Here is a 25,018-nt window from a genome sequence, read left to right as displayed (position 1 = left end):
ATTTTTGTAGGCCGGATTTTGGCAAGGTCGCACGGAGCGCCATGGAAACCCGCTGGTCCGCACTCATGCCTGACGCTCGCAACGTCACGCCGCTGTATCTGCAGCTCGCGCGCAATCTGGCGACGGCCATCCATTGCGGCGTGTGGTCGGCGGGCGAGGCGCTGCCTTCCGAGCGCACGCTGTCTGACGCGATCGGCGTGTCGCGCATCACCGCACGCAAGGCGATCGAGCTGCTGGTCGAGCAAGGCCTGATCCGGCGCGCGCGCGGTGCGGGCAGTTTTATTACGCCGCGCGTGGAAGATCCGCTGTCGCGGCTCACCGGTTTCACCAAGAAAATGCAGCAGCGCGGCTTTCGCCCTGACTCGGTATGGCTCGAGCGCGACATCCGCGCCGCCAATCGCGAGGAGCTGGTGCACCTCGGTTTGTCGCCCGGCGCGGCAGTAGCCAGCCTGCGCCGCTTGCGGCGCGCGGACGGCATTGTCATGGCAGTTGAACATTCCGCGTTGCCGGTCGCGATCGTGCCCGATCCGCTCGCCATCGGCGTCTCGCTTTATAGCTACCTGGAGCAACGCGGCGCGGCGGTCGTGCGCGCCTTGCAGCACTTTCGCGCGGTCAACGCTTCGAGCGAGATCGCTGCATTGATGGATATCGAACCGCGCTCGGCGCTGCTGGTCATCACCCGTATCGGTTACAGCGCCGATCAGCGCGCAATCGAGTTGACCGACACCTATTGCCGCGACGACTACTACGACTTCGTCGCTGAATTGCGCACCTGAGCCGCGTCCGGTTGCATCACGCGAGCCGCACGAGCCGCACTCACCCGCGACGCCGCCCAGCCCATTCAGCCTCGCCCTGTATCACGCCTTGCAAGAGAGACTCATGCTGACCGGAAACATACTCACCACCGAAGGGTGGATTCACGGCACGCTCGAATTCGAAAACGGCCGCATCACGGCGCTCACCGGCGAGCGCGTCGATCCCGCTACCAACGATGCGCCGTACATCCTGCCGGGTTTCATCGACCTGCACGTGCACGGCGGCGGCGGCGCCGACGTGATGGAAGCCGGCGACGCGATCCAGACCATCACGCGCACGCATGCCCGCTTCGGTACCACCAGCCTGCTCGCCACCACCATGACCGCGCCGCGCGACGAACTGATGAGCGTGGTGGCCGGCCTCGGCGACGTCGCGCGAGTCCGCACGCCGGGGTGCTCGCGCGTGCTGGGCGTGCATCTGGAAGGACCGTACATCAACCCCGGCAAGCTCGGCGCGCAACCGGACGCGGCCGTCTCCGCCGTGATGGACGAAGTGCTCAAGTATCTGTCCATCGCGCCGATTCGCGTCGTCACGCTTGCCCCCGAGATTGCGGGGCACATGGACATCATCTCGGAGATGGCGGCGCGCGGCGTGCGTGTGCAACTGGGTCACTCGCTCGGCACCTACGACGACGCCGTCGCCGCGCTCAAGCACGGCGCGTGCGGCTTCACGCATCTGTTCAACGCGATGTCGCCGCTGCATCACCGCAATCCGGGGCTCGTCGGCGCAGCGCTCGCGCACGCCGAGTTCGCCGAAATCATTCCCGATCTGCTGCATGTGCATCCCGGCGCGATCCGCGCCGCACTGCGCGCGATTCCGCGTCTTTACGTGGTCACGGACAGCACGTCGGCGACCGGCATGCCCGACGGCGAATACCGCCTCGGCAGCCAGCACGTGACGAAGTGCCTCGGCGGGGTTCGCCTCGCCGACGGCACGCTCGCCGGCAGCACCCTGACGATGGATCAGGCGCTGCGCAATCTGGTGTCGATCGGCCTGCCGATCGCCGATGTTTCCAACCGTATGTCGCGCTATGCCGCCGACTACCTCGGCATCGAAGACCGCGGGCGCCTCGCGCGTGGCGCGTGGGCCGACGTCGTCGTGTTCGATCGTGAACTGGCGCTGAGCGCGACTTACGTCGAAGGAGAAGCAATTGTCGAATATGCTTAAAGAAGCGCTGGCGTCCGCAGAGACGGTCGCCGCGCAACTCAGGGACACCTCGCGCGTCGAGGCGTTGGCCGCACGGCTTGCGGAAAAGCCGCGCCACGTCGCGCTGACTGTCGCGCGCGGCAGCTCGGACCATGCTGCAAGTTATTTCGCATCCCTGACGATGAGCCGCCTCGGCGTGCCCGTCGCCTCGCTGCCGATGTCGGTTGCGACGCTGCAGCAGGCACCGCTCCAGGTGCGCGATCAGCTCGCTCTGGCGTTCTCGCAGTCGGGCAAGAGCCCGGATCTCGTCGGCACGATGCAGGCGCTGCGAGCGGCCGGTGCGCTGACCGTGGCCGCCGTCAACGCGCCCGCTTCGCCGCTCGCCGACGCGTGCGAGTGGCATCTGCCGCTCGTGGCCGGTCCCGAGTTGAGCGTGGCCGCGACCAAGAGCTATATCGCGATGCTGTCGATGTCGGCGCAGCTCGTTGCCCATTGGCAGAAAGACGCGGCGCTCCTCGACGCGTTGAACGCGCTGCCCGCCGCGCTGCAGGCTGCGGGCCAGCTGGACTGGTCGCAAGCGGTCGAGGAATTGCGCGGCGTCGAACGCATGATCGTGATCGGGCGCGGTCTCGGCCTTGCCATTGCGCAGGAAGCCGCGCTGAAGCTGAAGGAAACCTCCGGCATTCAGGCCGAGGCGTTTTCGAGCGCGGAAGTGCGCCACGGCCCGATGGAGCTGATCGACCGCGACTATCCGCTGCTCGTATTCGCGCCGCGCGGCCCGGAGCAGGCGGGCTTGCTGCAGCTCGCGCGCGACATGCGCTCGCGCGGCGCGCGCGTGCTGCTCGCCGCACCTTCGAATGTGGCCGAGGCGACGCTGCCGCTTGCCACTACCGCGCACGCGGCGCTCGACCCGATCGCCGCCATCCTGTCCTTTTACGTGATGGCCGCGGGCCTCGCGGCCGCGCGCGGGCGCAATCCCGACGCGCCGCGCCATCTCAACAAAGTCACCGAAACTCACTGACGAGAGAATCAGATGCGACGTGTCGAGGAGTCCCGCTTGATGAGCCATTCTGAAGGCCATATTGTTTTGCTCGCGCCGATGACCGGTCCGGTCGTGCCGCTCGCGAACGTCCCTGATCCGGTGTTTTCGGGCGGCATGTTCGGCGACGGCATCGGTGTCGATCCGCTCGAGGGCCGGCTCGTCGCACCATGCGACGCCACCGTCACCCATCTCGCGCGCACTGGCCACGCGGTGACGCTGGCCACCGCGGAAGGCGCGGAAATCCTGCTGCATATCGGCATCGACACGGTCGAGCTGAACGGCAAGGGCTTTGCGCCGATGGTCGAGCAAGGCGCGCAGGTGCGTGCCGGCGACGTGCTGATCGAGTTCGACCAGGATCAGGTCGCGCTGCATGCACCGAGCCTCGTTTCGGTGATTGCGATCGCCAATTCGGACGCATTCGAGATTGTCGAGCGCGCGCAGCGCGGCATGCTGAAGGCGGGCGAAACACCGTTGTTGCGCCTGCGTGCCCGCGACGGCGCCGCGGCTGCGGCCTCGCGCGAGCTGAGCGCAAGCAGCGTGACCGAAGAAGCGCGCGCGCAGATCACGCTGGCTCACGCGGGCGGTTTGCACGCGCGCCCGGCGGCGCGTGCTCGCGAAGCGGCGCGCGGCTTCGATGCGCGTGTCGAGGTCCGCTACGAAGGACGCAAGGCGCCAATCGAAAGCGTGGTCGGTCTGCTGGGTCTCGGCGCGGGGCAGGGTTCCACGGTCGAGTTGCTCGGCGTGGGCCCGCAGGCGCAAGCCGCCGTCGACGCAATCGCGCATGAACTGACGCGCGAGGCGCTCGGCGAAGTGGAAGAGAAGCCCGCGCGGCAAAGCTCGCCCGCGCCGCAAACGGCGGCGCCCGCCGTCGGCGAGGCGCTCGCGCCGAACACGCTCGCGGGTGTGTGCGCGGCGCCCGGCGTCGCGGTCGGCAAGCTGGTGCGCTGGGACGACGCCGACATCGATCCGCCGGAGCAGGCGAGCGGCACGTCGGCGGCGGAAAGCCGTCTGCTCGACAAGGCGCTTGCGACCGTCGACGCCGATCTCGGCACCACGGTGCGCGACGCGTCGCAGCGCGGCGCGGTCGGCGAGGCGGGCATTTTCGCGGTGCATCGCGTGCTGCTCGAAGATCCGGCGCTGCTCGACGCCGCGCGCGACCTGATCAGCCTCGGCAAGAGCGCGGGTTTCGCGTGGCGCGAAGCCATCCGCGCACAGATAGACATCCTGAATAATATTGAAGACGCCTTGCTCGCCGAGCGTGCTGCCGATCTGCGCGACATCGAAAAGCGCGTGCTGCGCGCGCTGGGTTATACCAACGCGGCCGCGCGGGCGCTGCCGGACGAAGCCGTGCTCGCCGCGGACGAGTTCACGCCCTCCGATCTGTCGACGCTCGACCGCTCGCGCGTCACCGCGCTCGTCATGGCGCGCGGCGGCGCGACCTCGCACGCGGCGATCCTCGCGCGCCAGGCCGGCATTCCGGCGCTCGTGGCCGTCGGCGACGCGCTGCATGCGATTCCCGAAGGCACCCAGATCGTGGTGAACGCGAGCATCGGCCGCCTAGAGTTTGCGCCGACCGAGCTGGACGTCGAGCGCGCGAGGCTCGAGCGTAGCCGCCTCGCGGGCGTGCGCGAGGCGAACCGCCGCATGTCGCAGCAAGCGGCGGTCACCGCGGACGGTCGCGCAATCGAAGTGGCGGCGAACATCGCCACACTCGACGACGCGAAGACGGCCGTTGAAAACGGCGCCGACTCCGTCGGCCTTCTGCGCACCGAGCTACTCTTCATTCACCGCGCCGCCGCGCCGACCACGGACGAGCATCGGCAGAGCTATCAGGACATTGTCGACGCATTGAGCGGGCGCACGGCGATCATCCGCACGCTCGACGTGGGCGCCGACAAGGAAGTGGATTACCTGACGCTGCCGCCGGAGCCCAATCCCGCGCTCGGCTTGCGCGGCATTCGCCTCGCGCAGGTCCGCCCGGATCTGCTCGACGATCAGTTGCGCGGCCTGCTTGCCGTGAAGCCGTTCGGCGCCGTGCGCATTCTGCTGCCGATGGTGACCGACGTCGGCGAACTGGTTCGCATCCGCAAGCGCATAGACGAATTCGCCCGCGAGCTCGGGCGCACGGAGCCGATCGAAGTAGGCGTGATGATCGAGGTGCCGTCGGCGGCGCTGCTCGCCGACCAGCTCGCGCAACACGCGGATTTCCTGTCTATCGGCACGAATGACCTCACGCAATACACGCTCGCCATGGACCGCTGCCAGGCGGACCTCGCCGCGCAGGCGGACGGTTTGCATCCGGCGGTGCTGCGACTCATCGCGGCGACCGTGCAAGGCGCGAACCGGCATGGCAAATGGGTCGGCGTGTGCGGCGCATTGGCGGGCGATCCGCTCGCGATGCCGCTCCTCGTCGGCCTCGGCGTGACCGAACTGTCGGTTGATCCGGTCTCCGTGCCGGGCATCAAAGCGCGCGTGCGCAACCTCGATTATCAACTGTGCCGCCAACGTGCCCAGGACGCCCTGGCGCTCGAATCGGCGCAGGCGGTAAGAGCAGTCAGCCGGGAAACCTGGCCGCTGGACTGAAACCCGCGGTCGGCAGCCGTCCGGCCACACAACTTAACGACGTCCGTCGACAACGAGACATGGATTGGAGGTAATCAATGGATGGGAATCCGTTTCTGAAGATACAGCGCCTGGGACGCGCGCTGATGCTGCCTATCGCGGTGCTGCCGGTTGCCGGCCTGCTGCTGCGGCTGGGTCAGCCCGATGTGTTCAACATCAAGATGATCGCCGACGCCGGCGGCGCGATCTTCGACAACCTGCCGCTGCTTTTTGCAATCGGCGTTGCGGTCGGCTTTGCGAAGGACAACAACGGCGTGGCGGGTCTCGCGGGCGCGATCGGTTATCTGATCGAAGTCGCGGTGATGAAGGACATCAACGACAAGCTCAACATGGGCGTGCTGTCGGGGATCGTGGCGGGTGTCGTCGCGGGCTTGCTGTACAACCGCTACAAGGACATCAAGCTGCCGGATTACCTCGCGTTTTTCGGCGGCAAGCGCTTTGTACCGATTGTCACGGGCGTGGTCTGTCTCGGGCTCGGCATTCTGTTCGGGTACGTGTGGCAGCCGGTGCAGGCCGTGATCGATACGGCCGGCCACTGGCTCACCACGGCCGGCGCGTTCGGTGCGTTCGTGTTCGGCGTGCTGAACCGGCTGCTGCTCGTCACGGGGCTGCATCACATCCTGAATTCGCTGACGTGGTTCGTGTTCGGCACGTTCACGCCGCCGGGCGGCGCCGCGGTGACGGGCGACCTGCATCGCTTCTTCGCCGGCGATCCGACTGCCGGAACCTTCATGACCGGCTTCTTCCCGATCATGATGTTCGGTCTTCCCGCCGCGTGTCTCGCGATGTTCCATGAAGCGCCGAAGGAGCGCCGCGCGGTGGTGGGCGGCCTGCTGTTCTCGATGGCGCTGACGTCGTTCCTCACGGGCGTGACGGAGCCGATCGAGTTCAGCTTCATGTTCCTCGCGCCGGTGCTGTACGTGATTCACGCGCTGTTGACCGGGCTCTCGCTCGCCATTTGCTCGGCGCTCGGCATTCACCTCGGCTTCACGTTCTCCGCAGGCGCAATCGACTACGTGCTGAACTACGGTCTGTCGACCAAGGGCTGGCTGGCCATCCCGCTCGGTCTCGCGTATTCGGTCGTGTATTACGGGCTGTTCCGCTTCTTCATCCGCAAATTCAACATGGCGACGCCGGGCCGCGAGCCGGCCGCCGCCGACGAGCAGGTCGAGTCGTTCGCGGCGGGCGGCTTCGTTTCGCCGATTGCAGGGGCCGCCGTGCCGCGCGCGCAGCGCTATATCGCTGCGCTCGGCGGGGCGTCGAATCTGTCGGTAGTGGATGCATGCACGACGCGCCTGCGTCTGTCGGTTGTCGATTCCAACAAGGTCTCGGAGAACGAACTGAAGACGATCGGCGCGCGCGGTGTGCTCAAGCGCGGCGCGACCAATGTGCAGGTGATCATCGGGCCGGAAGCAGACATCATCGCCGATGAAATTCGCACGGCGATCGGGCAGGGCGGCGGCGCTGCTGATCGTGCCGCTGCCAGCGTGGCAAAGCCCGCGGCCGTCGCTGCTGCTCCGGTTGCGGCCTCGGCCCCGTCTTCGGCTTCGTCAGGCGCGGCCAATGGTCCGCTCGACCCCGATCCGTTGCGCTGGCTCGCGGTGTTCGGCGGCGCGGGCAATGTGTTGTCGCTCGACGCGGTGGCCGCGACGCGTCTGCGGATCGTCGTGCGCGATCCGTCGGCGGTGGATCGCCAACGTCTGGCCGCGCTCGATACCGCGTGGGTATCGGCGGACACGTTCCACATTGTCGTCGGCGATGCCGCGCGGCGTTATGCGGACACGCTCGCAACGCGCATGCCGGCGAGCGGCGGCGCGGCGCCTGTGCCGGCCTGACGCAATCAGGATGGCGGCGGAGCGCTTTCGTTTGCGCTTTGTCGCCGATGGACTTTAGTGACATAGAAGCGCTGCGAACGCGGCTGGCGCGCAGTAATAAAAAAGCCCTGCCGTCATGCGACGGCAGGGCTTTGCTACTTGCGGGCTGCTTTCGTGCGCTTTGGGTGGCGCGTGGGTGGCGCTCTCGGGCAATTCGTAACCCGCCTACAACGCCGCCCGTAAGCCGCGGACGAGCGTTACGCGTATTCAGTCAGCGCGCCACGCATCTTCTTCATGGCGCTCGCTTCGATCTGACGAATACGCTCCGCCGACACGCCGAACTCGTCGGCCAGTTCGTGCAGCGTCGAGCCGCCCGAACCGTCGTCCTGCACCTTCAGCCAGCGAGCTTCGATGATGCGGCGGCTGCGGGCGTCCAGCGCCTCGAGTGCGGTCGCGATACCGTCGCTTTGCAGCTTGTCGCGCTGACGCGAGGCCAGCACGGCAGTCGGCTCGCTGTGCGAGTCGGCGAGATACGCGATAGGCGCATACGACTCTTCGCCGTCTTCAACCTGGCCTTCTAGCGCGATATCGCCGCCGGACAGACGCGTTTCCATTTCGGCCACTTCTTCGCGCTTGACGTTCAGCTCTTTGGCGAGACCGTCGATCTCGTCCGGCGTGAAAGCGCCCAAGCCTTGTTTGTGACTGCGCAGATTGAAGAACAGCTTGCGCTGCGCCTTCGTGGTGGCGACTTTCACCATGCGCCAGTTGCGCAGAATGTATTCGTGAATCTCGGCCTTGATCCAGTGCATGGCGTACGAGACGAGGCGCACGTTCTGTTCGGGATCGAAGCGCTTCACGGCCTTCATCAGGCCGATATTGCCTTCCTGGATCAGGTCGGCGTGCGGCAGCCCATAGCCCAGGTAGTTGCGCGCGATCGAAACGACCAGCCGCAGGTGCGACAGCACGAGGCGGCGTGCGGCCTCGAGGTTGTCGTGCTCGCGGAATTCTGTGGCGAACTGGCGTTCTTCTGCCGGCGTCAGCATCGGAATCCGATTTACGGCCTGGATGTAGGCGTCGATATTGCCCAGTTGACCGGGCAGCAGGGAGGAATGCGAGAGCGCCAGCGCACCTGCCGGAGCGGCCTTAGCCGACGACGGGCTCAGAGTACTCGGAAGGGTCAATGCATGGCTCACGTGTAAAACTCCTTTGGAATCAGGCAAAAGCTTGTTCAGTTAACGACTCCAGCGTTGGATGTTAGCACTCTCGTTTTCCGAGTGCTAATACTTAGAGGTCGTAGGGGCATCGAAGTTCCGTCAATTCCTATCGAATCTGCGTTTTCAATAGTCATCATACGCGCCTTTGGCGCTCGCCGCAGAGGCCGTATAAATTACCTGACGAAGCGCCTTCGCTCTCACTTTCGACCGATTTTTTCGCTTTTTAACGTGAGTAATTGCGAAAATTTAAGTTTCTTAAGATGATCCGCCGACTTCCGATTGTCTTTAGAATAAGCAGGACTATTACAATTTGTTCAACCTTTGCTGAGCTCGGGTGTCCAGATGAACAACAAAAAGAATGTCTTGCGCGGTCTGGCTCTAAAAAGCGGCTGTGCGGCCCTGCTGCTTGGCCTTTCCGGCGTCGCCGCGGCCGACCAGTTCGGCGTGCAGATTGCCGGCGGGCTTGGCGACCATCATGTCAGGAAGCTGGACCTTGGCATTGTCTGGGACCCGAACCTCACGTGGTGGCAGATCGGCGACTGGCATTTCGCGCTGATCGGCGAGGCGCACGTGGCATGGTGGCATACGAACGAAGGCAATGTGCACGGGAACATCGGCGAGATCGGTGTGACGCCTATCATTCGCTTCATTAAAGGATCTGGATCGATCCGGCCTTTCGTCGAGGCCGGCGCCGGCGTCCGCCTTCTGTCGAGCCCCCGGATCTCTTCTGACTTCACGCTTTCCACCGCGTTCCAGTTCGCCGATATGGCGGGCGTCGGCGTGCAATTCGGCGGACATCAGCAGTATCAGGCCGGCTACCGCTTCCAGCATGTGTCGAATGGCGGTATCAAAGAGCCCAATCCTGGTATAAATTTCCACCAGCTATATCTGCAATATAACTTCTGACCGTGGCCGCGTCCGGCTCACCGGTACAAGGGGCTGAGCAATGGCGGCAAAGACAATCGAGGCGATTCGCGGGCTGGAAAGGGAACGCTTCCGCGCGATGGTCGACGGCGACGGGCAGTCGCTCGACGCGCTGCTCGCTGAAAACGTGAGCTACGTGCACACGAACGGTAAGCGCGAGACGAAGCGGCAGTTTATCGACGGCATTACCGCGGGGCGCCGCCGCTACCGGCAGATCGAAGTGCAGTCGCAGGACGTGCTGCCGGTCGGACGCGAAACCTGCGTCGTGACCGGCCGCGCGCTGATCGAGATGGAAGCGAACAACGGCGCGCTGCTGTTCCCCATTGCCTACACGGCGATCCACACGCACGAAGACGGCCAGTGGCGGCTCATCGCGTGGCAGGCGACGCGTTGCGCGATCGAGTGAACTCAGGCCGGCGTTCTGGCGACATCCACGATCAGCTCGACCTGCCGCTCGATCGCCCCCGGCACCGGCGCCTCCCCGCGCAGGACCGCGCCGATCCACGCCGCGGTGGTCGCGGCGTCGCGCGCTTCGGGTAACTCGACTTCGGGCGCGTCGCGCGAAGAACGTTCGTGCGGCACGCGCGTTTCGCAGATGCCGTCGTGCAGCCAGTCCATCTGCACCTGACGCCGCGTGTCCGCCACCGCTTCGCCTTCCGTGCCGCGCGCGAGCAGCGCGCCGCCCGCCGCCGCATCCGGATGTGTGCTGAAGAGCTCCGTGAGGCTGTCGCGATACGGCGGATGGGTGTAGTTCACGAGCCGCAGTCCGGCGGGCGCGAACGGCTGCAGAATTTTCACGAGCGTGTGCGTCGAGTTGCGCACGCCCATGCGCCGGCGCAGCGCGAGCAGATGCGCGAGCTTCGGCGCGAGGATCTCGATGGGCGCGAAAGCCATGCGCCGCTCGGCGAGACCGTCTTCGATATCGTCGTGCGAGCTTGCGTGCGCAATCCGCAGATGCGTGAATATTTCCGCGCTCGTCACGCGGCCGGGATCTTCAGTTACGCCGTGCACGAGAACCGGCACGCCCTCGCGCGCGAGCAGCAGCGCGAGGAGCGGCACCAGGTTCGGCTGCTTGCGCGCGCCGTTGTAGCTCGGAATCGACACCGGCCGGAATTCGCCCGGCGGCAGATGAACCGGTTCGAACGATGCATGCGCGGCCGCCAGCATGGCGGCGAGTTCGTCGGCGGATTCGCCTTTCACGCGGTAGGCGAGCAGGACTGCGCCCAGCTCGAGTTCGCCGACGCGGCCGTCGAGCATGGCGGTGTAGAGCGCGCGCGTGTCCTCGGCGGTGAGCGCGCGGGCGCCGTTCGGCCCGCGGCCGATCTCCTTGATGAAGCGGGCGCACGGGAACGGGTTGGCGGTGTCGGCGGAATCGGTCATGAGGGCAATGGACGTGCTGGCGTGCCGCCGGGGAGCCGGCGGCCGCGGTATTCAAAGGACGATGTCTGGTGTGAGTATCGCATCTATGGCGGTCCCGCGAGACCCGGCGGTGTCGCGCCGCCCCGCTGGACTGGCGCGCGCCGCCTTGCGCCGCGCGTTACACTCGCGGTTTATCGCCGCGCCGCGGCTCATATCCAATGAAAAACGGAGAACCGGATGAGTTACGTTTTTGCGCCGGCACCGGGGGTTGCGGTGCCGGTTGTCGGGTCCAGCGAACAGTTTCCCGTGCGCCGCATCTACTGCGTCGGCCGCAATTACGAGGCGCATGCCCGCGAGATGGGACACGATCCGGATCGCGAACCGCCGTTTTTCTTCGGCAAGCCGGCGGATGCCGTTCTCTATGTCGCGCCTGGCGCGACGGGCGAATTTCCGTATCCGTCGCTGTCCAGCAACGTCCACTTCGAAATGGAGCTGGTCGCGGCGATCGGCAAAGGCGGCAAAGACATTCCCGCTGAGCGCGCGCTCGACCACGTCTACGGTTACGCGCTCGGTCTCGATATGACGCGCCGCGACCTGCAGGCGGAAGCGAAGAAGCTCGGGCGCCCGTGGGACATCGCCAAGGGCTTCGATCATTCGGCGCCGCTCGGACCGATCCATCCCGTTGCCACGGTCGGCCACGTCGGAAAAGGCGCGATCTGGCTGTCCGTCAACGGCGAGGAGAAGCAGCGTTCAGACGTGTCGCAGCTCATCTGGTCGGTGGGTGAAACCATTGCCTACCTGTCCACGCTGTTCGAACTGCAACCCGGCGATCTCATCTTCACGGGCACGCCCGAAGGCGTCGGCGCGGTGGTGCAGGGCGATCTGATGAAGGGCGGCGTCGACGGGCTCGGCGAGCTGAGCGTGCGCGTGGTTTGACGCGGTTTGGGGAGGAGACAACGACATGAAGCTCTACAGCTATTTCCGCAGCTCGGCGTCGTATCGGGTGCGCATCGCGCTGAATGTGAAGAATCTGCCGTACGAGTACGTGCCCGTGCATCTCGTGCGCGATGGCGGCGAGCAGTTGAAGCCGGAGTATCGCAAGATCAACCTGGACGGCATCGTGCCGACTCTGGTGGACGGCCACGAGGTGATGCCGCAGTCGCTTGCGATCATCGAGTATCTGGAGGAAACGCACCCCGAGCCGCCGCTATTGCCCAGAACGCCGGCCGATCGCGCATATGTACGGTCAGTCGCGTTGCAGGTGGCGTGCGAGATTCATCCGCTGAATAACCTGCGCGTGCTGAAGTATCTGAAACACACGCTGCGCGTCGACGACGACGCCAAGGACGCGTGGTACCGTCATTGGGTGGAAGCCGGCTTTGCGACGCTCGAGGCGCATCTTGCGGGCGACGAGCGCACCGGCAAGTTCTGTTTCGGCGACGCACCGACGCTCGCCGACGCGTGTCTGATTCCGCAAGTGTTCAACGCGCAGCGCTTCAAGGTGGATACGGCGAAGTTTCCGACAATTCAACGCATTTACGATCACGCGATGCAGACCGATGCGTTTGCCCGCGCCGCGCCGGGCGTGCAGCCGGACGCCGAATGAATCTGCGGCGGCGGCAGTGAAGACAAAAGGGCACTCCGCGGAGGGCCCTTTGTTTGTCGCCTTGCTTTCAGCGGTGGTGCGGCCTAAGGGACCGCCCGGTCGCGCCTCAGGCGCCCAGCAACGCGTCTGAAAACTCTTCCGCGCTGAACGGCTGCAGATCTTCGACCTTTTCGCCGACGCCGATGAAGTACACCGGAATCGGCCTTTGCCGCGCGATAGCCGCAAGAATGCCGCCTTTCGCCGTGCCGTCGAGCTTGGTCACGATCAGCCCCGTAAGCCCGAGCGCGTCGTCGAAAGCCTTGACCTGCGTGAGCGCGTTCTGCCCCGTATTGGCGTCGATCACGAGCAGCACTTCGTGCGGCGCGCCGTCCTGCGCCTTGCCGATCACGCGCTTCACTTTGCGCAGCTCTTCCATCAGATGCAGCTGCGTGGGCAGACGGCCGGCCGTGTCCGCCATCATCACGTCGATCTTGCGCGCCCGCGCGGCGCCGACCGCGTCGAAAATCACGGCGGCCGGGTCGCCGCTTTCCTGCGCAACCACCGTCACGTTGTTGCGCTGACCCCAGATCGCCAACTGCTCGCGCGCGGCCGCGCGGAACGTGTCGCCGGCGGCCAGCAGCACCGACTGGTTAAAGCTCTGCAGATGCTTGGCGAGCTTGCCGATGCTGGTCGTCTTGCCCGCGCCGTTGACGCCGGCGATCATGACGACGAGCGGCTTGGCGCGCCCGAGCATGAGCGACTTTTCCAGCGGTTTCAACAGATCGACCAGCAGCGCGCGCAGCGCCGCTTTGACCTGCTGCGGCTCGGTGAGACGCTCGGCGCGCACTTTCTCGCGCAAAGCCTCGAGCAGGAATTCGGTGGCGTCGACGCCCGCGTCGGACATGAGCAGCGCGGTTTCCAGCTCTTCGTACAAATCCTCGTCGATCTTCGTGCCGACAAAAATGCCGGTGAGGCTGGAACTGGTCTTCGACAAGCCCGTCTTCAGACGAGTCAGCCACGAGCGTTTCGCGCTCGCGTCCTGCACCGGCGGCGGCACGATTTCCACGGTCTCGAGCGACGACTCTTCGAAATCCGTCTCGGGCTCGGCTTCTGGCGCGAATTGTGGGGCGAGCGACGGCGCAGCCTGCGGCGCAACTTCGGCGGGCGGGGCGGCCGGCGTTTCTACCGCCGTGGACTCGTCGACGAACTCATCTGCAGCGGTTGGCGACTCGTCTGGCGCGTTTTCGGACTCTTTCGAACCCTTGAATCGTTTGAAAAAGCTGAACATGATCTGGCGTGGTGAGAGCGCGCGCCGATGCGCGCAACCGGCACAGCACCGGCGGGAGCGGCAGGCAGCGTGGCAATGCGGGATGCAAGGCGCTGGAAGCCGCACATTTTATCAGGCGCGCCGTCGCGCGTCGTATCGTCCGAACGGCCAGGCTGGACGCGCTGCGCCCCTGTGGTAACGTGGGCGCTCCGGTCCGCTTGTGCCCTCGCGTGCGCGAAGACGGCGGACGCTTTCATCAACGTAATCGAATCTGCATGCCTCGTTCCGCACCTTCACGCGCCCACGGCGCTTCGTCCAAAGGCGGCAAGCCGCACGCCATCCGGATTATCGGCGGCGACTGGAAACGCACGCCTCTGCCCGTGCTCGACCTCGACGGGCTGCGTCCCACGCCGGACCGTGTCCGCGAAACGCTGTTCAACTGGCTCGGCCAGCGTCTGGACGGCGAGCGCTGCCTGGACCTCTTTGCCGGCAGCGGCGCGCTGGGTTTTGAAGCGGCGTCGCGCGGCGCCGCGCGCGTGCTGATGGTCGAGCGCAATGCGCGGGCGGCCGCGCAGTTGCGGGCGAATCAGGAGCGGCTCGCCGCGCGCATGATCGAAATTGCTGAGGCCGACGGTCTGCGGCTTGCAGCGAGCCTGCCGCCCGGTTCGTTCGACGTGGTGTTCCTCGACCCGCCTTTCGGCGACGATCTGCTCGACAAGGCGCTCGCGCTCGCCGCCCCGCTCGTCAGCGAAGACGGCTTTCTCTATGTCGAAGCCGGCGCGGAACTGGAGCTGAGCAAGAACGAAGCGCTGACCGGATGGAAAATGGTGCGGCAAGGCAAAGCCGGCGCTGTCCACTTCCATTTGCTGCAACGCGAAAATGAGGAATAATGCGCCTTCCATAACAAGCGCCGGACGGTTTGACGTCACGCGCGCGGCCGGTGCCAAATGCGTCGCGTGGACGCTTTGACGTGCCCAACTGTCTGAAGAGAGGAGAAATCTCATGGTAGTCGCCGTGTACCCGGGCACGTTCGATCCACTGACGCGCGGTCACGAAGACCTCGTTCGGCGGGCGTCGAGCATTTTCGACACGCTGGTGGTCGGCGTGGCCGACAGCCGCAACAAGAAGCCGTTTTTCACGCTGAAAGAGCGTCTGGATATCGCTCACGAAGTGCTCGGCCATTACCCGAACGTGCAGGTCATGAGCTTCAAAGGGCTGTTGAAGGACTTCGTGCGCACTAACAACGCTCGGGTGATCGTGCGCGGCCTGCGTGCAGTGTCGGACTTCGAATATGAGTTCCAGATGGCCGGCATGAACCGCTATCTGCTGCCCGACGTCGAGACCATGTTCATGACGCCGTCCGATCAATACCAGTTCATCTCGGGCACGATCGTCCGCGAGATCGCGCAACTGGGCGGCGACGTGAGCAAGTTTGTGTTTCCGTCGGTCGAGAAATGGTTGAAGGAAAAGGTCGCCGCATTGGACCCGAATAACGGCGCTCCGGCGGGGCAGCCATAACCGGCGTAAACTGTCGGTTTGACGGAACGAAACCGGCTCTGGCCGGCATGAAGTGAGAGAAGCATGGCCTTGATGATTACCGACGAGTGCATCAATTGCGACGTGTGCGAGCCCGAGTGCCCGAACGACGCCATTTCGATGGGCCCGGAAATCTATGTAATCGACCCGAAAAAGTGCACCGAGTGCGTCGGTCATTTCGACGAACCGCAGTGCATTCAGGTGTGCCCGGTCGAGTGTATTCCGCGCGATCCGGAGCATCTCGAAACGCCGGAAGGGTTGATGGCGAAGTACCACGCGCTGCAGGCTGCAAAAAGCGCGTGAGCTTTCGTGCAACGGAACGGAAAACGGCGAGGCGCAGGCCTCGCCGTTTTTTATTGAGTTGCGCCGGTCCGCGGCTAGCTGACGTAGCTGCCGAAAATCTCGCGCAATGCGTCGAGCAGAATGTCGCATTCGGCGTCGGTGCCGACGGAGATGCGCAAATGCTGGTCGATTCTCGGTGCCTTGAAGTGGCGCACGAAAATCTCCTTCTCGCGAAGCCGCGCGACCAATGTCGCCGCGTCGTAGGCTGCATGGCGAGCAAACAGCAGGTTGGCCGCCGAGGGCACTACGTCGAAGCCGAGCGCGCTTAGCCCCGCCGCCAGCCGTTCGCGGCTCGCAATCACCTTGGTGCAGGTGTCGCGAAACCACGCGTCGTCCTCATAAGCTGCGCGGGCGGCGCCTTGCGCGAGGCGGTCGAGCGGATACGAATTGAAGCTGTCTTTCACGCGATTGAGCGCGTCGATCAACCCGGCATTGCCAAACGCGAAGCCGACACGCATGCCCGCGAGCGAGCGCGACTTGGACACCGTCTGCACGACGAGCAGATTCGGATAGCGGTCGATCAGGCCGATTGCCGATTCCGCACCGAAATCCACGTACGCTTCGTCGATCACCACCACCGAATCGGCGTTCCTGGCGACCAGCCGTTCAATGTCCGCGAGCGGCAACGGGCGACCGGTCGGCGCGTTCGGATTGGGAAACAGGATGCCGCCGTTGGGCACCGCGTAGTCGTCCACATTGATTGCGAAGGTGTCGTCGAGCGGAACTGTCCGATAGTCGACGTCGAAAAGCCGCGCGTAAGTCGGGTAGAAGCTGTACGTGATGTCAGGGAACAGCAAGGGCTTGTCGTGCTTCAGCAAAGCCTGGAAGGTGAGCGCGAGCACCTCGTCGGAGCCGTTGCCGACAAATATCTGATCGGCGCGGATGTTGTGATACGCGGCGACCGTCTGGCGAAGCTGGAGCGCGGTGGGGTCGGGGTAGCGCCGCAACGACTCGCCGGCGTCGCCGAGTTCCTGGCGGATCGCGTCGAGCACGCGCGGCGAAGGCGGGTACGGGTTCTCGTTGGTGTTCAGCTTCACCGGATGGGCGAGGGCCGGCTGTTCGCCCGGCACGTACGGCGTGAGACGGTGAACGATGTCACTCCAATATCGGCTCAAAGCTTTCTCCCAAGCAAGACGGTTCGGGGCCACGAGCGCGCGCCGCGCCGCGGCACCGCCCGGCAACACGGATTACGAATTGCGATGCAGTTGCATCATCGCGCGTTCAAGCTCGCCCTTGATGATCTGCGGCATGACGGCGAGCGCTCGCTCGATAGACGCGTCGATCACGTCCTGCTCTTCGCGGCGCGGGGGTTTCAACACGTAGTTGGCGACGTCCGGCTTCGCGCCCGCGCGCGCGCTTTCGGGAATCAGATCGCGCGGATGGCCGATGCCGATGCGCAGCCGCCAGTATTGCTGCGAGGACAAATGTGCGGTGATGTCCTTCAAACCATTATGGCCGCCGCTGCCGCCGCCGAGCTTGAGCTTCACGCTGCCGGGCGGCATGTCGAGTTCGTCGTGCGCGACGAGAATCTCGTCGGGAAGAATCTTGAAGAACTGCGCCAGCGCGACCACCGACTGACCCGAGCGGTTCATGTAAGTCTGCGGCTCGAGCAGGTGCACTTCCTCGCCGTGAAGCCGCGCCTTCGCGTAAAAGCCGTGAAAGCGCCGCTCGTCGCGCAGCGTGATGCCTGCCTCGCGCGCCAGTTGATCGACCAGCCAGAAGCCTGCGTTGTGGCGCGTCGCGGTGTATTCGGCGCCCGGATTGCCGAGCCCGACGATCAGCTTGATCATGATTGCGTGGGTCCATCAGGCCCGGAAGCCGAACGCGGCCGAGCCGAAAAAAACCGAAAAAAAACCCGCCGGGGCGAACCTCGGCGGGTCACGTCGACCGTCTCATTGAAACGGATCGAGAGGATTGCTTGCTCAGTGCGCGATGGGCGCTCAAGCAGCCGGCGTTTCGCCTTCAGCGGCAGCAGCGTCGCTTTCCGACACGGCGCCAGCCGGGATCGTTGCCGAAGCGACGACCGGGTTTTCAGCTTCCACGTGAGCAACCAGCGCCACGCCTGCCGGCAGCGGGATGTCCTTCGCGTGAACCGATTGACCGGCTTCGATCTTGGCCAGGTCGACTTCGATGAATTCCGGCAGTGCCGACGGCAGGCACTCGATTTCCAGTTCGTTGACGACGTGCGAGATCACCGCGCTCGACAGCTTCACTGCCGGGTTGGTTTCCTGGTTCATGAAGTGCAGCGGCACCTTGGTGTGCAGCTTCTTCTTCGCGTCGACGCGCTGGAAGTCCACGTGCAGCACGAGCTGACGGAACGGGTGGTATTGCACGTCGCGCAGCAGAACCTGTTGCGACTTGCCGCCGATTTCCAGATCGAGAATCGACGAGTGGAAAACTTCTTTCTTCAGCGCGTGCCACAGCGCGTTGTGGTCCAGTTCGACCAATTGCGTTTCAGCACCAGCGCCATATACGATGCCCGGGGTCTTGCCCGAGTTACGCAGGCGGCGGCTCGCACCCGTACCTTGCAAAGAACGCTCGAAAGCGACAACTTTCATTTTGAATCTCCATTGCACTGCCCGCGACCAGGCAGTAAAAACGGGGCCCGCAAGCCGTTATGGCTGAGGCCCCAGAACTGCGGCATGAACCTTCGTTCGTTCATGCCGATTGTGCAAAAGCGCGGCATGCCGCATGAAGCGGCCGCCGCGCCTTCGCAAATACTTAGCTTTCCGCGAACAGCGACATGACCGAATCGCCGCGACGGATGCGCGAGAACGTTTCGGCCAGGAGGCCGGCGCTGGTCAACGAACGGATCTTGGCGCACGAGCGGGCTTCTTCGCCGAGCGGGATCGTGTCCGTGACGACCAGTTCGTCGAGCGCGGAGGCGGCGATACGCTCGCCCGCGCCGCCCGACAGAACCGGGTGGGTGGCGTAAGCGAAAACCTGTTTCGCGCCACGTTCCTTCAAAACCTGGGCTGCCTTGCAAAGCGTGCCGGCCGTGTCGACCATGTCGTCCATGATCACGCAGGTCCGGCCTTCGACTTCACCGATGATGTTCATCACTTCGGCAACGTTCGCCTTGGGGCGGCGTTTGTCGATGATCGCGAGGTCGCAGTTCAGCTGCTTCGCCAATGCCCGGGCACGCACCACACCGCCGACGTCCGGCGACACGACCAGCAGATTCTCGTAGTTCTGCTTGCGCAGATCGCCGAGCAGCACGGGCGTAGCGTAGATGTTGTCGACCGGAATGTCGAAGAAGCCTTGAATCTGGTCGGCGTGCAGATCCATGGTGATAATCCGCTCGACGCCGGCGATTTCCAGCATGTTCGCCACGATTTTCGCCGAGATGGCGACGCGCGCCGAACGGGGGCGGCGATCCTGGCGTGCATAACCGAAGTAGGGGATGGCTGCGGTGATCCGGCCGGCGGATGCGCGCTTGAGCGCGTCGACCATGATCATCAGTTCCATCAGATTGTCGTTCGCCGGTGCGCACGTGGACTGCAGCACGAACACGTCTTTGCCGCGCACGTTTTCCTGGATCTCGACCTGGATTTCACCGTCCGAGAAACGGCTAACCATTGCTTTGCCGAGGGGAATACCGAGGATTTTGACGACTTCCTGTGCAAGCGCGGGATTTGCGTTGCCAGTAAAAACCATCAGGCCGTCATGGCTGCTCATCGTGCACCTGCTTCAGGCTGGGGGCGAGGGGAAATGCGAGAATTTTTGGCAGGGGAGAAAGGATTCGAACCTTTGCATGCCGGAATCAAAATCCGGTGCCTTAACCAGCTTGGCGACTCCCCTACACTAACTTTGAGCTCCGCCGAACGTGGAGTTTCGTTCGACGATGCAAAACCTATGACGCGAAAGCAAAGAGTGGATGCTGCTCTAGACTCGCGGCCACTGCGCTGTTCCATTCGCCCGGCAGTTTGGCTTGAGCTGCTTCTGCCTCAGCTTTGCTACGGAACGCTGCAAAGACACTTGCACCGGATCCAGACATCCGCGCTGGCGCGATATTTTCAAACCATCGCAGCACTTGCGCTACTTCCGCGTACTTCCCTACGACAACCTGCTGCATGTCATTACGGCCGAAGCTTTCTGGCCATTCAGTGTTGCAGCTAAGTTCTGCAGGAAAGTCCGTAATTGTGAGGGCTTTTGAATCTCTTGTCAACGCTTTTTCGGAAAAAATCGCTGCAGTCGGAACATGAACCCTTGGCGTCACTACCAGGAAATGACGCGGCGGCAATTGTACAACGTCTAATGCTTCTCCGACACCCTGCGCGAACGCATTTTTTCCAAAAACGAAGAACGGCACGTCGGCGCCGAGCTTTAATGCCAAATCCTGCAGTTCCTGGCGCGGCAAATTGAGGTTCCACAGGCGGTTCAGCGCGAGCAGCGTGGTCGCCGCGTCGGAACTGCCGCCGCCGAGACCCGCACCCATCGGCAGGCGCTTGTCGATTTCGATATCGACGCCTTGCGGCGAGCCCGTATGCGCTTTGAGCAGATTTGCCGCGCGCACGGTCAGATCGTGCTCCGGCGGCACGTCGGCGATGTCGGTGCTGCGCGTGACAAGGCCGTCGTCGCGCCGCGTGAAATGGAGCGTGTCGCCCCAGTCGAGCAACTGGAAGACCGTTTGCAGCGTGTGATAACCGTCCGGCCGGCGCCCGGTGATGTGCAGGAAGAGGTTGAGTTTCGCTGGCGCGAGGCAATCGCGCAGCGAGTGGGTGGTTTCGATCATGAGTCGAGGCTACTTGCGCCAAACAGGCGCCGAATAAGCGGCAAGTGCGCGCGAAGGCGCGCGATTACTGGTCCAGCACGAGCTTGATGTCGAGCGGCGGCTCCGAACGCGACAGATTGACGCGCTTCACGCCGGTGGCGGGCGCGTCGGCGTAGGCGAGATAGTCGATCGTCCAGCCGTCCTGGGTGATTTCCTTAAGACGCGACGGCTGCTCCGGGTCCTTCTCCGTTTTCGCGCGCGAGGTGGGCGCGGGCGACGGCTGCAGCCAGTAACGCAAGCCTTCGACCGGAAGTGCGAAGCCCAGAGCGTTCTGCATCAACGTGGAGACGTTGTCCGCCGTGAGCGGCTGACGGTTCGGCAACTCGAGCGTGGCCGAAGCCGGCGACGACGTCACGATGGCGAGCGTCTGGCCGAGCGGATTGCGCAACTGCAAAGTGACCGTGTCGCCCGTTTCCTGCCACGAGAAATTACCGTAGGCATTGCGCTGCTGGCCGTTCTGGTCGTTGTACTGGACGGCGAAACGACCCTGGTAAGCCCGGCTGGTTTGCGCGGTCACCGCGGTTGCGGCATTCGACGTGGACGGCCCTTGCGGTTTCACCGACGCGCAGCCGGCCAGTGCGACGACGGCTGCCGCCGCGAGCCCGAGCGCCGCACGGCGCGGCGCCGGAAAGGAAGTATCAAGACTGAAAAGATGCATTAAAGATCGTTCACCTGAAGACGTTGCAGCGTTTTGACGAGCGTTTCGTTGTCCGGTTCGAGCTTGCGCGCCTCGCGGAACGCGGCGCGCGCCTGGTCCTGGTCGCCGGATTTCCACAGCACTTCGCCGAGATGCGCGCCGATTTCGGCGTTCGGCTGAAGGGTGTAGGCCTTGCGCAGCAGCCTGATCGCGTCTGTCGTGTCGCCCATGCGGTACTTGACCCAGCCGACGCTGTCCATGATGAACGCGTCGTTCGGCGCGAGCGACGACGCCTTCTCGACCAGCTTGTCGGCTTCCGCGAGACGCTGATTGCGATCAGCCAGCGAATAGCCGAGCGCGTTATACGCCTGCGGATTGTCCGGCTGCGTCTGGATCAGCTTGCGCAATTGCGCTTCCATGGTGTCGAAGTGGCCGTTCTTTTCGGCGGCCATCGCGTAGTCGTACGTCAGATCGGGGTCGTCAGGAAACGCCGCTGTGGCTTGTTGCAGGCGCGATTCGGCTTCCGGATAGCGCTTCGCGTCGAACAGGATCGCCGCGTCGGTGCGCGCCACCAGCGCCTGATCGCGCGGATCGGCCGGGTGCAGGTTGGCGAGCTGGCGCCGCGCGTCGTCAGGCTTGCCCTGCTTGGCGAGCAACTGTGCGCGCGTAATCTGCGCCGACAGGTACTGCTGGCTCGCCGGCGAGATTTTGTCGAGCCAGTCGGCAGCGGCCGCATCGTTCTTCTGTTCCAGCGACAACTGCGCAAGGTAGATGTACGCCTGGCCCGGGTCCGCGCCCGGCGTTTTCTCGGCCTGCTGCGCGTACTGGGTGAGGTACGTTTGCGCGTCGTTGAAGTTCTTCTGCTGGATCTTGATGAGCGCGAGCGCCATGAGCGGCGTCAGGTCGTTCGCGTTCGCCTTGTGCATGATCTCGAACTGCTTTTGCGCGTCGTCCAGACGGTCGCTCGCCAGATACATTTGCGCGAGCGCGAGGCGCGCATCATGCGATTTCGGATTCTGCTGGACGTATTTTTCGAGCGACGCTATGCCTTCCTTGCGCTCCTCCGGGCCCATTTGCGACAGCATGAGCGCCGCCGGCAAATAATCGGGCTTGAGCGCGAGCGCCTGTTCGAGCGACTTGCGCGCACCCGGCGCGTCGTCCGCGACCAGTTGCTGACGCGCGACTGCCAGTTGTGCTTCCGGCCGGTTCATGTCGTTCTTCAGCATGTCCTGCAATACGTGCAGGCCGCCGATCCGGTTCGGTCCGCGCGAAAGCAGCAACTGCAGCGCGAGAATCGCGTTGCCGCGGTTGTCCGCGGGTACCTTCGCGAGTTCGCGCGCAAGCAGCGGCTCGGCGTCATCCGGCTTGCCGGAGAGCACGAGCAGCGACGCGTCCAGCTGGGCGGCGCGCTCCGAGCTCGGCGCATACTGCTGCCACAATTGCGCGGCGGCCAGGGCGTCCGACGGGCTTTGCGCGGCCAGCGCGATTTCCGTGGCCCGCTGCGCCATGCGCGGATCGTGCGTGTCGCGCGCGAGCGCAAGATACGTCTGATAAGCAGGCGCCGGCTGGTTGCGTTGCAGCGCGACTTCGGCGGCGAGCACCTGGAATACGATCTGGCTCGTCAGTTGTACGTTGGGCAGCGCCTTCTGTTCTTCCGCCGACGGCGGGCCGAGCGGATCGCTCAGCGTGACCGAGGTGTCGTCCGCGTCCGGCGCCGGGTCCTGCGCGTGCGCGGGCACCGCGGCGAGCGCCCACAGCGCCAGCGCGGCCACACCCAGCGAGCGCCGGACGGACACTGCGCGCGGTACACGGAACGCGCTCGTCGGGCGCTTCAAAAACAGCTTCACGAAGGACAAGTTCATGGAAATCCGTTCAATGTTTCGGACGATTGTAACGCGCTCGCTACAATACGCGCACAACCACTCACGCAAGTTGCACACCAGTTAGACATGCCAGAGTTGCCAGAAGTTGAGGTTACCCGACGGGGAATCGAACCGTATGTGTCCGGCCGCAAGGTCGAGCGCGTCGATGTCCGCACCCCCGCGCTGCGCTGGCCGATTCCGGCGGACCTTGCGAAGACCTTGCGCGGTCGCGTGGTGCGCAATGTGGAGCGGCGCGGCAAGTATCTGCTGTTCGAAACGGACGCGGGCTGGTTCATCGTGCATCTTGGCATGACAGGGACGCTGCGGGTGCTGCGTCATGTGCCGCATCCGCCGGCCGCGGCGAAGCACGACCATGTCGACTGGATTTTCGACGACTTCATTTTGCGCTTTCGCGACCCGCGGCGCTTTGGCGCGGTGCTCTGGCATCCGCGTGAAGCCGGCGATGTGCTCGCGCATCCGCTGCTCGCGGGTCTCGGCGTCGAGCCGTTCTCGCCGGCATTTTCGGGTGCGCTCATGCATCGGCTCACGCGTGGGCGCAAGGTGTCGGTGAAACAGGCGCTGCTTGCGGGAGAAATCGTGGTCGGCGTGGGAAATATCTATGCGTCGGAAAGCCTGTTTCGCGCCGGCATCCGGCCGACCACCGCAGCGGGCCGTGTGTCGCTCGTGCGTTATGGGCTGCTGGCCGACGCCGTGCGCGTGACGCTTGCCGCGGCGATCGAAAAGGGCGGCAGCACGCTGCGCGATTTTGTCGGCAGCAATGGCGAAAGCGGCTATTTCCAGCTGGACTATTTCGTCTATGATCGCGCGGGGCAGCCCTGCCGTGTGTGCGGCACGCCGGTCAGACAGATCGTGCAAGGTCAGCGCTCCACTTACTTTTGTCCTACCTGTCAGCGCTAAATTTCGCATGCCTTCCCGCTTAAGTCCGCGCTCTGCCCAGCCTTTGCCGACCGCCGCCGCGGCCGATTCGTCCACGTCTTCGCTAACGTCCGACTTCTCCGTGCGGCTGATCGCCTGGCAGCGCAAGCATGGCCGTCATGATCTGCCTTGGCAGAACACGCGCGATCCGTATCGGATCTGGCTGTCAGAAATCATGTTGCAGCAGACGCAGGTGTCGACGGTCATTCCGTACTACGCGAAATTTCTCGCGCGTTTTCCGGATGTTGCCACGCTGGCCGTTGCGCCTGTCGACGACGTCATGGCGCTATGGGCCGGTCTCGGCTACTACACGCGCGCGCGCAACCTGCACCGCTGCGCGCAAGCCGTGGTCGAACAGCATGGCGGCGCGTTTCCGGCATCGGTCGCGGAGCTCGCGGAATTGCCCGGCATCGGCCGGTCGACCGCAGCCGCGATCGCGTCGTTTGCATTCGGCGCGCGCGCGACCATTCTCGACGGCAACGTGAAGCGCGTGCTCGCCCGGGTGTTCGGCGTGGAAGGTTTTCCCGGCGAGAAGAAGGTCGAGAATGCCATGTGGACGCTGGCGGAATCGCTGCTGCCGTCCAACGCATCGGACGACGACGTCGGCGCATACACGCAAGGCCTGATGGATCTCGGCGCCACCTTGTGCGTGCGCGGCAAGCCGGACTGCCTGCGTTGCCCGTTTGCCGCCGACTGCGTCGCCAACGTGACGGGGCGTCAGCGCGAACTGCCGGCCGCGCGCCCGAAGAAAGCCGTGCCGACGCGCCGCACGTGGATGCTCGTGCTGCGCGACGGCAATGCGGTGATGCTGGAGAAGCGTCCGCCGTCGGGAATCTGGGGCGGCCTGTGGAGCCTGCCTGAAGCCGCCGACGAAGCCTCGCTCGCGGCCCGCGCGCGCGAGTTCGGCGGCGATGGCGGCGGCGTTCCTCAGCTTTCGCCGCTCGCGCCGCTCACGCATGTATTCACGCATTTCAAGCTCGATATCGAGCCGCGGCTCGCGGAACTGGATCGCGGTGTCGGCGCGCTCGCCGCGCTTGGCGATGCTGACACCGCGTGGGTTGCGCTCAGCGATCTCGATTCGTTCGGTGTGCCGGCGCCCGTGCGCAAATTGCTGGACAGCCTGCAAGGTTCGCTGATCTGAC

The 25,018-nt window shown here is 64.6% G+C and carries 24 protein-coding genes and 1 tRNA gene; 14 read left to right on the top strand and 11 right to left on the bottom strand.

Annotated elements, in window-relative coordinates; translation table 11 throughout:
- The first annotated feature begins 41 nt into the window (after positions 1-41).
- The 5 genes from ACEN8U_RS12235 to nagE all read left to right on the top strand — a co-directional run bounded on the left by ACEN8U_RS12235 (position 42) and on the right by nagE (position 7,461).
- Positions 42-776 carry a GntR family transcriptional regulator gene (locus tag ACEN8U_RS12235; protein WP_013587025.1) on the top strand — a complete coding sequence of 245 codons (735 nt, stop codon included), beginning with the start codon at positions 42-44 and terminating at the stop codon, positions 774-776.
- Positions 777-879: 103 nt separating this feature from the next.
- Entirely contained in the window at positions 880-1,983 is a 1,104-nt protein-coding gene (gene nagA / locus ACEN8U_RS12230; RefSeq protein ID WP_310104962.1) for an N-acetylglucosamine-6-phosphate deacetylase, read from the top strand.
- Entirely contained in the window at positions 1,976-2,983 is a 1,008-nt protein-coding gene (locus ACEN8U_RS12225; protein ID WP_015001536.1) for an SIS domain-containing protein, read from the top strand. Before nagA ends, ACEN8U_RS12225 begins: the two co-directional genes overlap by 8 nt.
- 39 nt (positions 2,984-3,022) lie before the next feature.
- Entirely contained in the window at positions 3,023-5,587 is a 2,565-nt protein-coding gene (ptsP, locus tag ACEN8U_RS12220; protein WP_310104964.1) for a phosphoenolpyruvate--protein phosphotransferase, read from the top strand.
- 77 nt (positions 5,588-5,664) lie between these two features.
- Positions 5,665-7,461, top strand: a complete 1,797-nt coding sequence (gene nagE / locus ACEN8U_RS12215) for an N-acetylglucosamine-specific PTS transporter subunit IIBC (RefSeq protein WP_310104967.1) — start codon at positions 5,665-5,667, stop codon at positions 7,459-7,461.
- Positions 7,462-7,697: 236 nt separating this feature from the next.
- Here nagE and rpoH read toward each other — a convergent pair whose 3' ends face one another.
- The gene (rpoH, locus tag ACEN8U_RS12210; protein ID WP_013587030.1) at positions 7,698-8,633 is read right to left on the bottom strand and encodes an RNA polymerase sigma factor RpoH; all 936 of its coding nucleotides are present in this window, start codon (positions 8,631-8,633) and stop codon (positions 7,698-7,700) included.
- Between the two features lie 363 nt (positions 8,634-8,996).
- On the opposite strand from rpoH, the gene ACEN8U_RS12205 reads away from it, so the two are divergent.
- Positions 8,997-9,560 carry an acyloxyacyl hydrolase gene (locus ACEN8U_RS12205; protein WP_310106323.1) on the top strand — a complete coding sequence of 188 codons (564 nt, stop codon included), beginning with the start codon at positions 8,997-8,999 and terminating at the stop codon, positions 9,558-9,560.
- Between the two features lie 40 nt (positions 9,561-9,600).
- Entirely contained in the window at positions 9,601-9,984 is a 384-nt protein-coding gene (locus tag ACEN8U_RS12200) for a nuclear transport factor 2 family protein (RefSeq protein ID WP_015001540.1), read from the top strand.
- Between the two features lie 2 nt (positions 9,985-9,986).
- Here the strand turns inward: ACEN8U_RS12200 and ybiB are convergent, their stop codons facing one another.
- Complete coding sequence (ybiB, locus tag ACEN8U_RS12195; protein WP_310104969.1) at positions 9,987-10,958, bottom strand: DNA-binding protein YbiB; 972 nt, start codon at positions 10,956-10,958, stop codon at positions 9,987-9,989.
- A gap of 216 nt (positions 10,959-11,174) precedes the next feature.
- On the opposite strand from ybiB, the gene ACEN8U_RS12190 reads away from it, so the two are divergent.
- The gene (locus tag ACEN8U_RS12190) at positions 11,175-11,873 is read left to right on the top strand and encodes a fumarylacetoacetate hydrolase family protein (protein ID WP_310104972.1); all 699 of its coding nucleotides are present in this window, start codon (positions 11,175-11,177) and stop codon (positions 11,871-11,873) included.
- A 25-nt stretch (positions 11,874-11,898) separates the two neighbouring features.
- Positions 11,899-12,543 carry a maleylacetoacetate isomerase gene (gene maiA / locus ACEN8U_RS12185; protein WP_015001543.1) on the top strand — a complete coding sequence of 215 codons (645 nt, stop codon included), beginning with the start codon at positions 11,899-11,901 and terminating at the stop codon, positions 12,541-12,543.
- 106 nt (positions 12,544-12,649) lie between these two features.
- On the opposite strand, the gene ftsY is transcribed toward maiA, so the two are convergent.
- Positions 12,650-13,810, bottom strand: a complete 1,161-nt coding sequence (gene ftsY, locus ACEN8U_RS12180) for a signal recognition particle-docking protein FtsY (protein ID WP_015001544.1) — start codon at positions 13,808-13,810, stop codon at positions 12,650-12,652.
- Between the two features lie 254 nt (positions 13,811-14,064).
- Between ftsY and rsmD the strand changes: the two genes are divergently transcribed.
- The 3 genes from rsmD (at position 14,065) to ACEN8U_RS12165 (ending at position 15,628) form a co-directional block, all read left to right on the top strand.
- The gene (gene rsmD / locus ACEN8U_RS12175) at positions 14,065-14,679 is read left to right on the top strand and encodes a 16S rRNA (guanine(966)-N(2))-methyltransferase RsmD (protein ID WP_310104978.1); all 615 of its coding nucleotides are present in this window, start codon (positions 14,065-14,067) and stop codon (positions 14,677-14,679) included.
- Positions 14,680-14,791: 112 nt separating this feature from the next.
- On the top strand, positions 14,792-15,307 hold the full coding sequence (gene coaD, locus ACEN8U_RS12170) for a pantetheine-phosphate adenylyltransferase (RefSeq protein WP_013337946.1): 516 nt from the start codon (positions 14,792-14,794) through the stop codon (positions 15,305-15,307).
- A gap of 63 nt (positions 15,308-15,370) precedes the next feature.
- On the top strand, positions 15,371-15,628 hold the full coding sequence (locus ACEN8U_RS12165) for a YfhL family 4Fe-4S dicluster ferredoxin (RefSeq protein WP_013337947.1): 258 nt from the start codon (positions 15,371-15,373) through the stop codon (positions 15,626-15,628).
- 74 nt (positions 15,629-15,702) lie between these two features.
- Here ACEN8U_RS12165 and hisC read toward each other — a convergent pair whose 3' ends face one another.
- The 8 genes from hisC to ACEN8U_RS12125 form a co-directional block, all read right to left on the bottom strand.
- Positions 15,703-16,782 (bottom strand): histidinol-phosphate transaminase, encoded by a 1,080-nt coding sequence (gene hisC, locus ACEN8U_RS12160; protein WP_310104980.1) that lies wholly within the window; start codon positions 16,780-16,782, stop codon positions 15,703-15,705.
- A gap of 72 nt (positions 16,783-16,854) precedes the next feature.
- The gene (gene pth, locus ACEN8U_RS12155; protein WP_015001548.1) at positions 16,855-17,457 is read right to left on the bottom strand and encodes an aminoacyl-tRNA hydrolase; all 603 of its coding nucleotides are present in this window, start codon (positions 17,455-17,457) and stop codon (positions 16,855-16,857) included.
- A 150-nt stretch (positions 17,458-17,607) separates the two neighbouring features.
- The gene (locus tag ACEN8U_RS12150; protein ID WP_013587039.1) at positions 17,608-18,225 is read right to left on the bottom strand and encodes a 50S ribosomal protein L25/general stress protein Ctc; all 618 of its coding nucleotides are present in this window, start codon (positions 18,223-18,225) and stop codon (positions 17,608-17,610) included.
- 163 nt (positions 18,226-18,388) lie between these two features.
- The gene (locus tag ACEN8U_RS12145; protein ID WP_006048037.1) at positions 18,389-19,345 is read right to left on the bottom strand and encodes a ribose-phosphate pyrophosphokinase; all 957 of its coding nucleotides are present in this window, start codon (positions 19,343-19,345) and stop codon (positions 18,389-18,391) included.
- A gap of 46 nt (positions 19,346-19,391) precedes the next feature.
- Positions 19,392-19,468: transfer RNA gene (locus ACEN8U_RS12140), tRNA-Gln, on the bottom strand.
- Positions 19,469-19,520: 52 nt separating this feature from the next.
- Positions 19,521-20,402 carry a 4-(cytidine 5'-diphospho)-2-C-methyl-D-erythritol kinase gene (gene ispE, locus ACEN8U_RS12135; protein ID WP_015001549.1) on the bottom strand — a complete coding sequence of 294 codons (882 nt, stop codon included), beginning with the start codon at positions 20,400-20,402 and terminating at the stop codon, positions 19,521-19,523.
- Positions 20,403-20,466: 64 nt separating this feature from the next.
- Positions 20,467-21,099, bottom strand: coding sequence for a lipoprotein insertase outer membrane protein LolB (lolB, locus tag ACEN8U_RS12130; RefSeq protein ID WP_015001550.1), 633 nt, complete (start codon positions 21,097-21,099; stop codon positions 20,467-20,469).
- Complete coding sequence (locus ACEN8U_RS12125) at positions 21,099-22,940, bottom strand: tetratricopeptide repeat protein (protein ID WP_013587042.1); 1,842 nt, start codon at positions 22,938-22,940, stop codon at positions 21,099-21,101. Before ACEN8U_RS12125 ends, lolB begins: the two co-directional genes overlap by 1 nt.
- A gap of 87 nt (positions 22,941-23,027) precedes the next feature.
- Between ACEN8U_RS12125 and mutM the strand changes: the two genes are divergently transcribed.
- Both mutM and mutY read left to right on the top strand, forming a co-directional pair.
- Positions 23,028-23,858 carry a bifunctional DNA-formamidopyrimidine glycosylase/DNA-(apurinic or apyrimidinic site) lyase gene (gene mutM / locus ACEN8U_RS12120; protein WP_013587043.1) on the top strand — a complete coding sequence of 277 codons (831 nt, stop codon included), beginning with the start codon at positions 23,028-23,030 and terminating at the stop codon, positions 23,856-23,858.
- Between the two features lie 7 nt (positions 23,859-23,865).
- Positions 23,866-25,017, top strand: coding sequence for an A/G-specific adenine glycosylase (gene mutY / locus ACEN8U_RS12115; RefSeq protein WP_310104987.1), 1,152 nt, complete (start codon positions 23,866-23,868; stop codon positions 25,015-25,017).
- Position 25,018 lies beyond the last annotated feature (1 nt).

This window comes from Paraburkholderia phenoliruptrix, assembly GCF_047325075.1.
Classification (GTDB): domain Bacteria; phylum Pseudomonadota; class Gammaproteobacteria; order Burkholderiales; family Burkholderiaceae; genus Paraburkholderia; species Paraburkholderia phenoliruptrix.
The sequence above is the reverse complement of the archived record's forward strand: the minus strand, read 5'-3'. Positions and strand labels throughout refer to the sequence as shown.

Excerpts from the sequence above, each read along its gene's own strand:
- lolB (WP_015001550.1), bottom strand. The coding sequence starts at position 21,099 with ATGCATCTTTTCAGTCTTGATACTTCCTTTCCGGCGCCGCGCCGTGCG.
- ACEN8U_RS12145 (WP_006048037.1), bottom strand. The coding sequence starts at position 19,345 with ATGAGCAGCCATGACGGCCTGATGGTTTTTACTGGCAACGCAAATCCC.
- ACEN8U_RS12205 (WP_310106323.1), top strand. The coding sequence starts at position 8,997 with ATGAACAACAAAAAGAATGTCTTGCGCGGTCTGGCTCTAAAAAGCGGC.
- mutM (WP_013587043.1), top strand. The coding sequence starts at position 23,028 with ATGCCAGAGTTGCCAGAAGTTGAGGTTACCCGACGGGGAATCGAACCG.
- ptsP (WP_310104964.1), top strand. The coding sequence starts at position 3,023 with ATGAGCCATTCTGAAGGCCATATTGTTTTGCTCGCGCCGATGACCGGT.
- coaD (WP_013337946.1), top strand. The coding sequence starts at position 14,792 with ATGGTAGTCGCCGTGTACCCGGGCACGTTCGATCCACTGACGCGCGGT.
- mutY (WP_310104987.1), top strand. The coding sequence starts at position 23,866 with ATGCCTTCCCGCTTAAGTCCGCGCTCTGCCCAGCCTTTGCCGACCGCC.
- ACEN8U_RS12165 (WP_013337947.1), top strand. The coding sequence starts at position 15,371 with ATGGCCTTGATGATTACCGACGAGTGCATCAATTGCGACGTGTGCGAG.
- ACEN8U_RS12150 (WP_013587039.1), bottom strand. The coding sequence starts at position 18,225 with ATGAAAGTTGTCGCTTTCGAGCGTTCTTTGCAAGGTACGGGTGCGAGC.
- ftsY (WP_015001544.1), bottom strand. The coding sequence starts at position 13,810 with ATGTTCAGCTTTTTCAAACGATTCAAGGGTTCGAAAGAGTCCGAAAAC.
- ispE (WP_015001549.1), bottom strand. The coding sequence starts at position 20,402 with ATGATCGAAACCACCCACTCGCTGCGCGATTGCCTCGCGCCAGCGAAA.
- nagE (WP_310104967.1), top strand. The coding sequence starts at position 5,665 with ATGGATGGGAATCCGTTTCTGAAGATACAGCGCCTGGGACGCGCGCTG.
- nagA (WP_310104962.1), top strand. The coding sequence starts at position 880 with ATGCTGACCGGAAACATACTCACCACCGAAGGGTGGATTCACGGCACG.
- ACEN8U_RS12125 (WP_013587042.1), bottom strand. The coding sequence starts at position 22,940 with ATGAACTTGTCCTTCGTGAAGCTGTTTTTGAAGCGCCCGACGAGCGCG.
- ACEN8U_RS12190 (WP_310104972.1), top strand. The coding sequence starts at position 11,175 with ATGAGTTACGTTTTTGCGCCGGCACCGGGGGTTGCGGTGCCGGTTGTC.
- maiA (WP_015001543.1), top strand. The coding sequence starts at position 11,899 with ATGAAGCTCTACAGCTATTTCCGCAGCTCGGCGTCGTATCGGGTGCGC.
- ybiB (WP_310104969.1), bottom strand. The coding sequence starts at position 10,958 with ATGACCGATTCCGCCGACACCGCCAACCCGTTCCCGTGCGCCCGCTTC.
- ACEN8U_RS12225 (WP_015001536.1), top strand. The coding sequence starts at position 1,976 with ATGCTTAAAGAAGCGCTGGCGTCCGCAGAGACGGTCGCCGCGCAACTC.
- ACEN8U_RS12200 (WP_015001540.1), top strand. The coding sequence starts at position 9,601 with ATGGCGGCAAAGACAATCGAGGCGATTCGCGGGCTGGAAAGGGAACGC.
- ACEN8U_RS12235 (WP_013587025.1), top strand. The coding sequence starts at position 42 with ATGGAAACCCGCTGGTCCGCACTCATGCCTGACGCTCGCAACGTCACG.
- pth (WP_015001548.1), bottom strand. The coding sequence starts at position 17,457 with ATGATCAAGCTGATCGTCGGGCTCGGCAATCCGGGCGCCGAATACACC.
- rsmD (WP_310104978.1), top strand. The coding sequence starts at position 14,065 with ATGCCTCGTTCCGCACCTTCACGCGCCCACGGCGCTTCGTCCAAAGGC.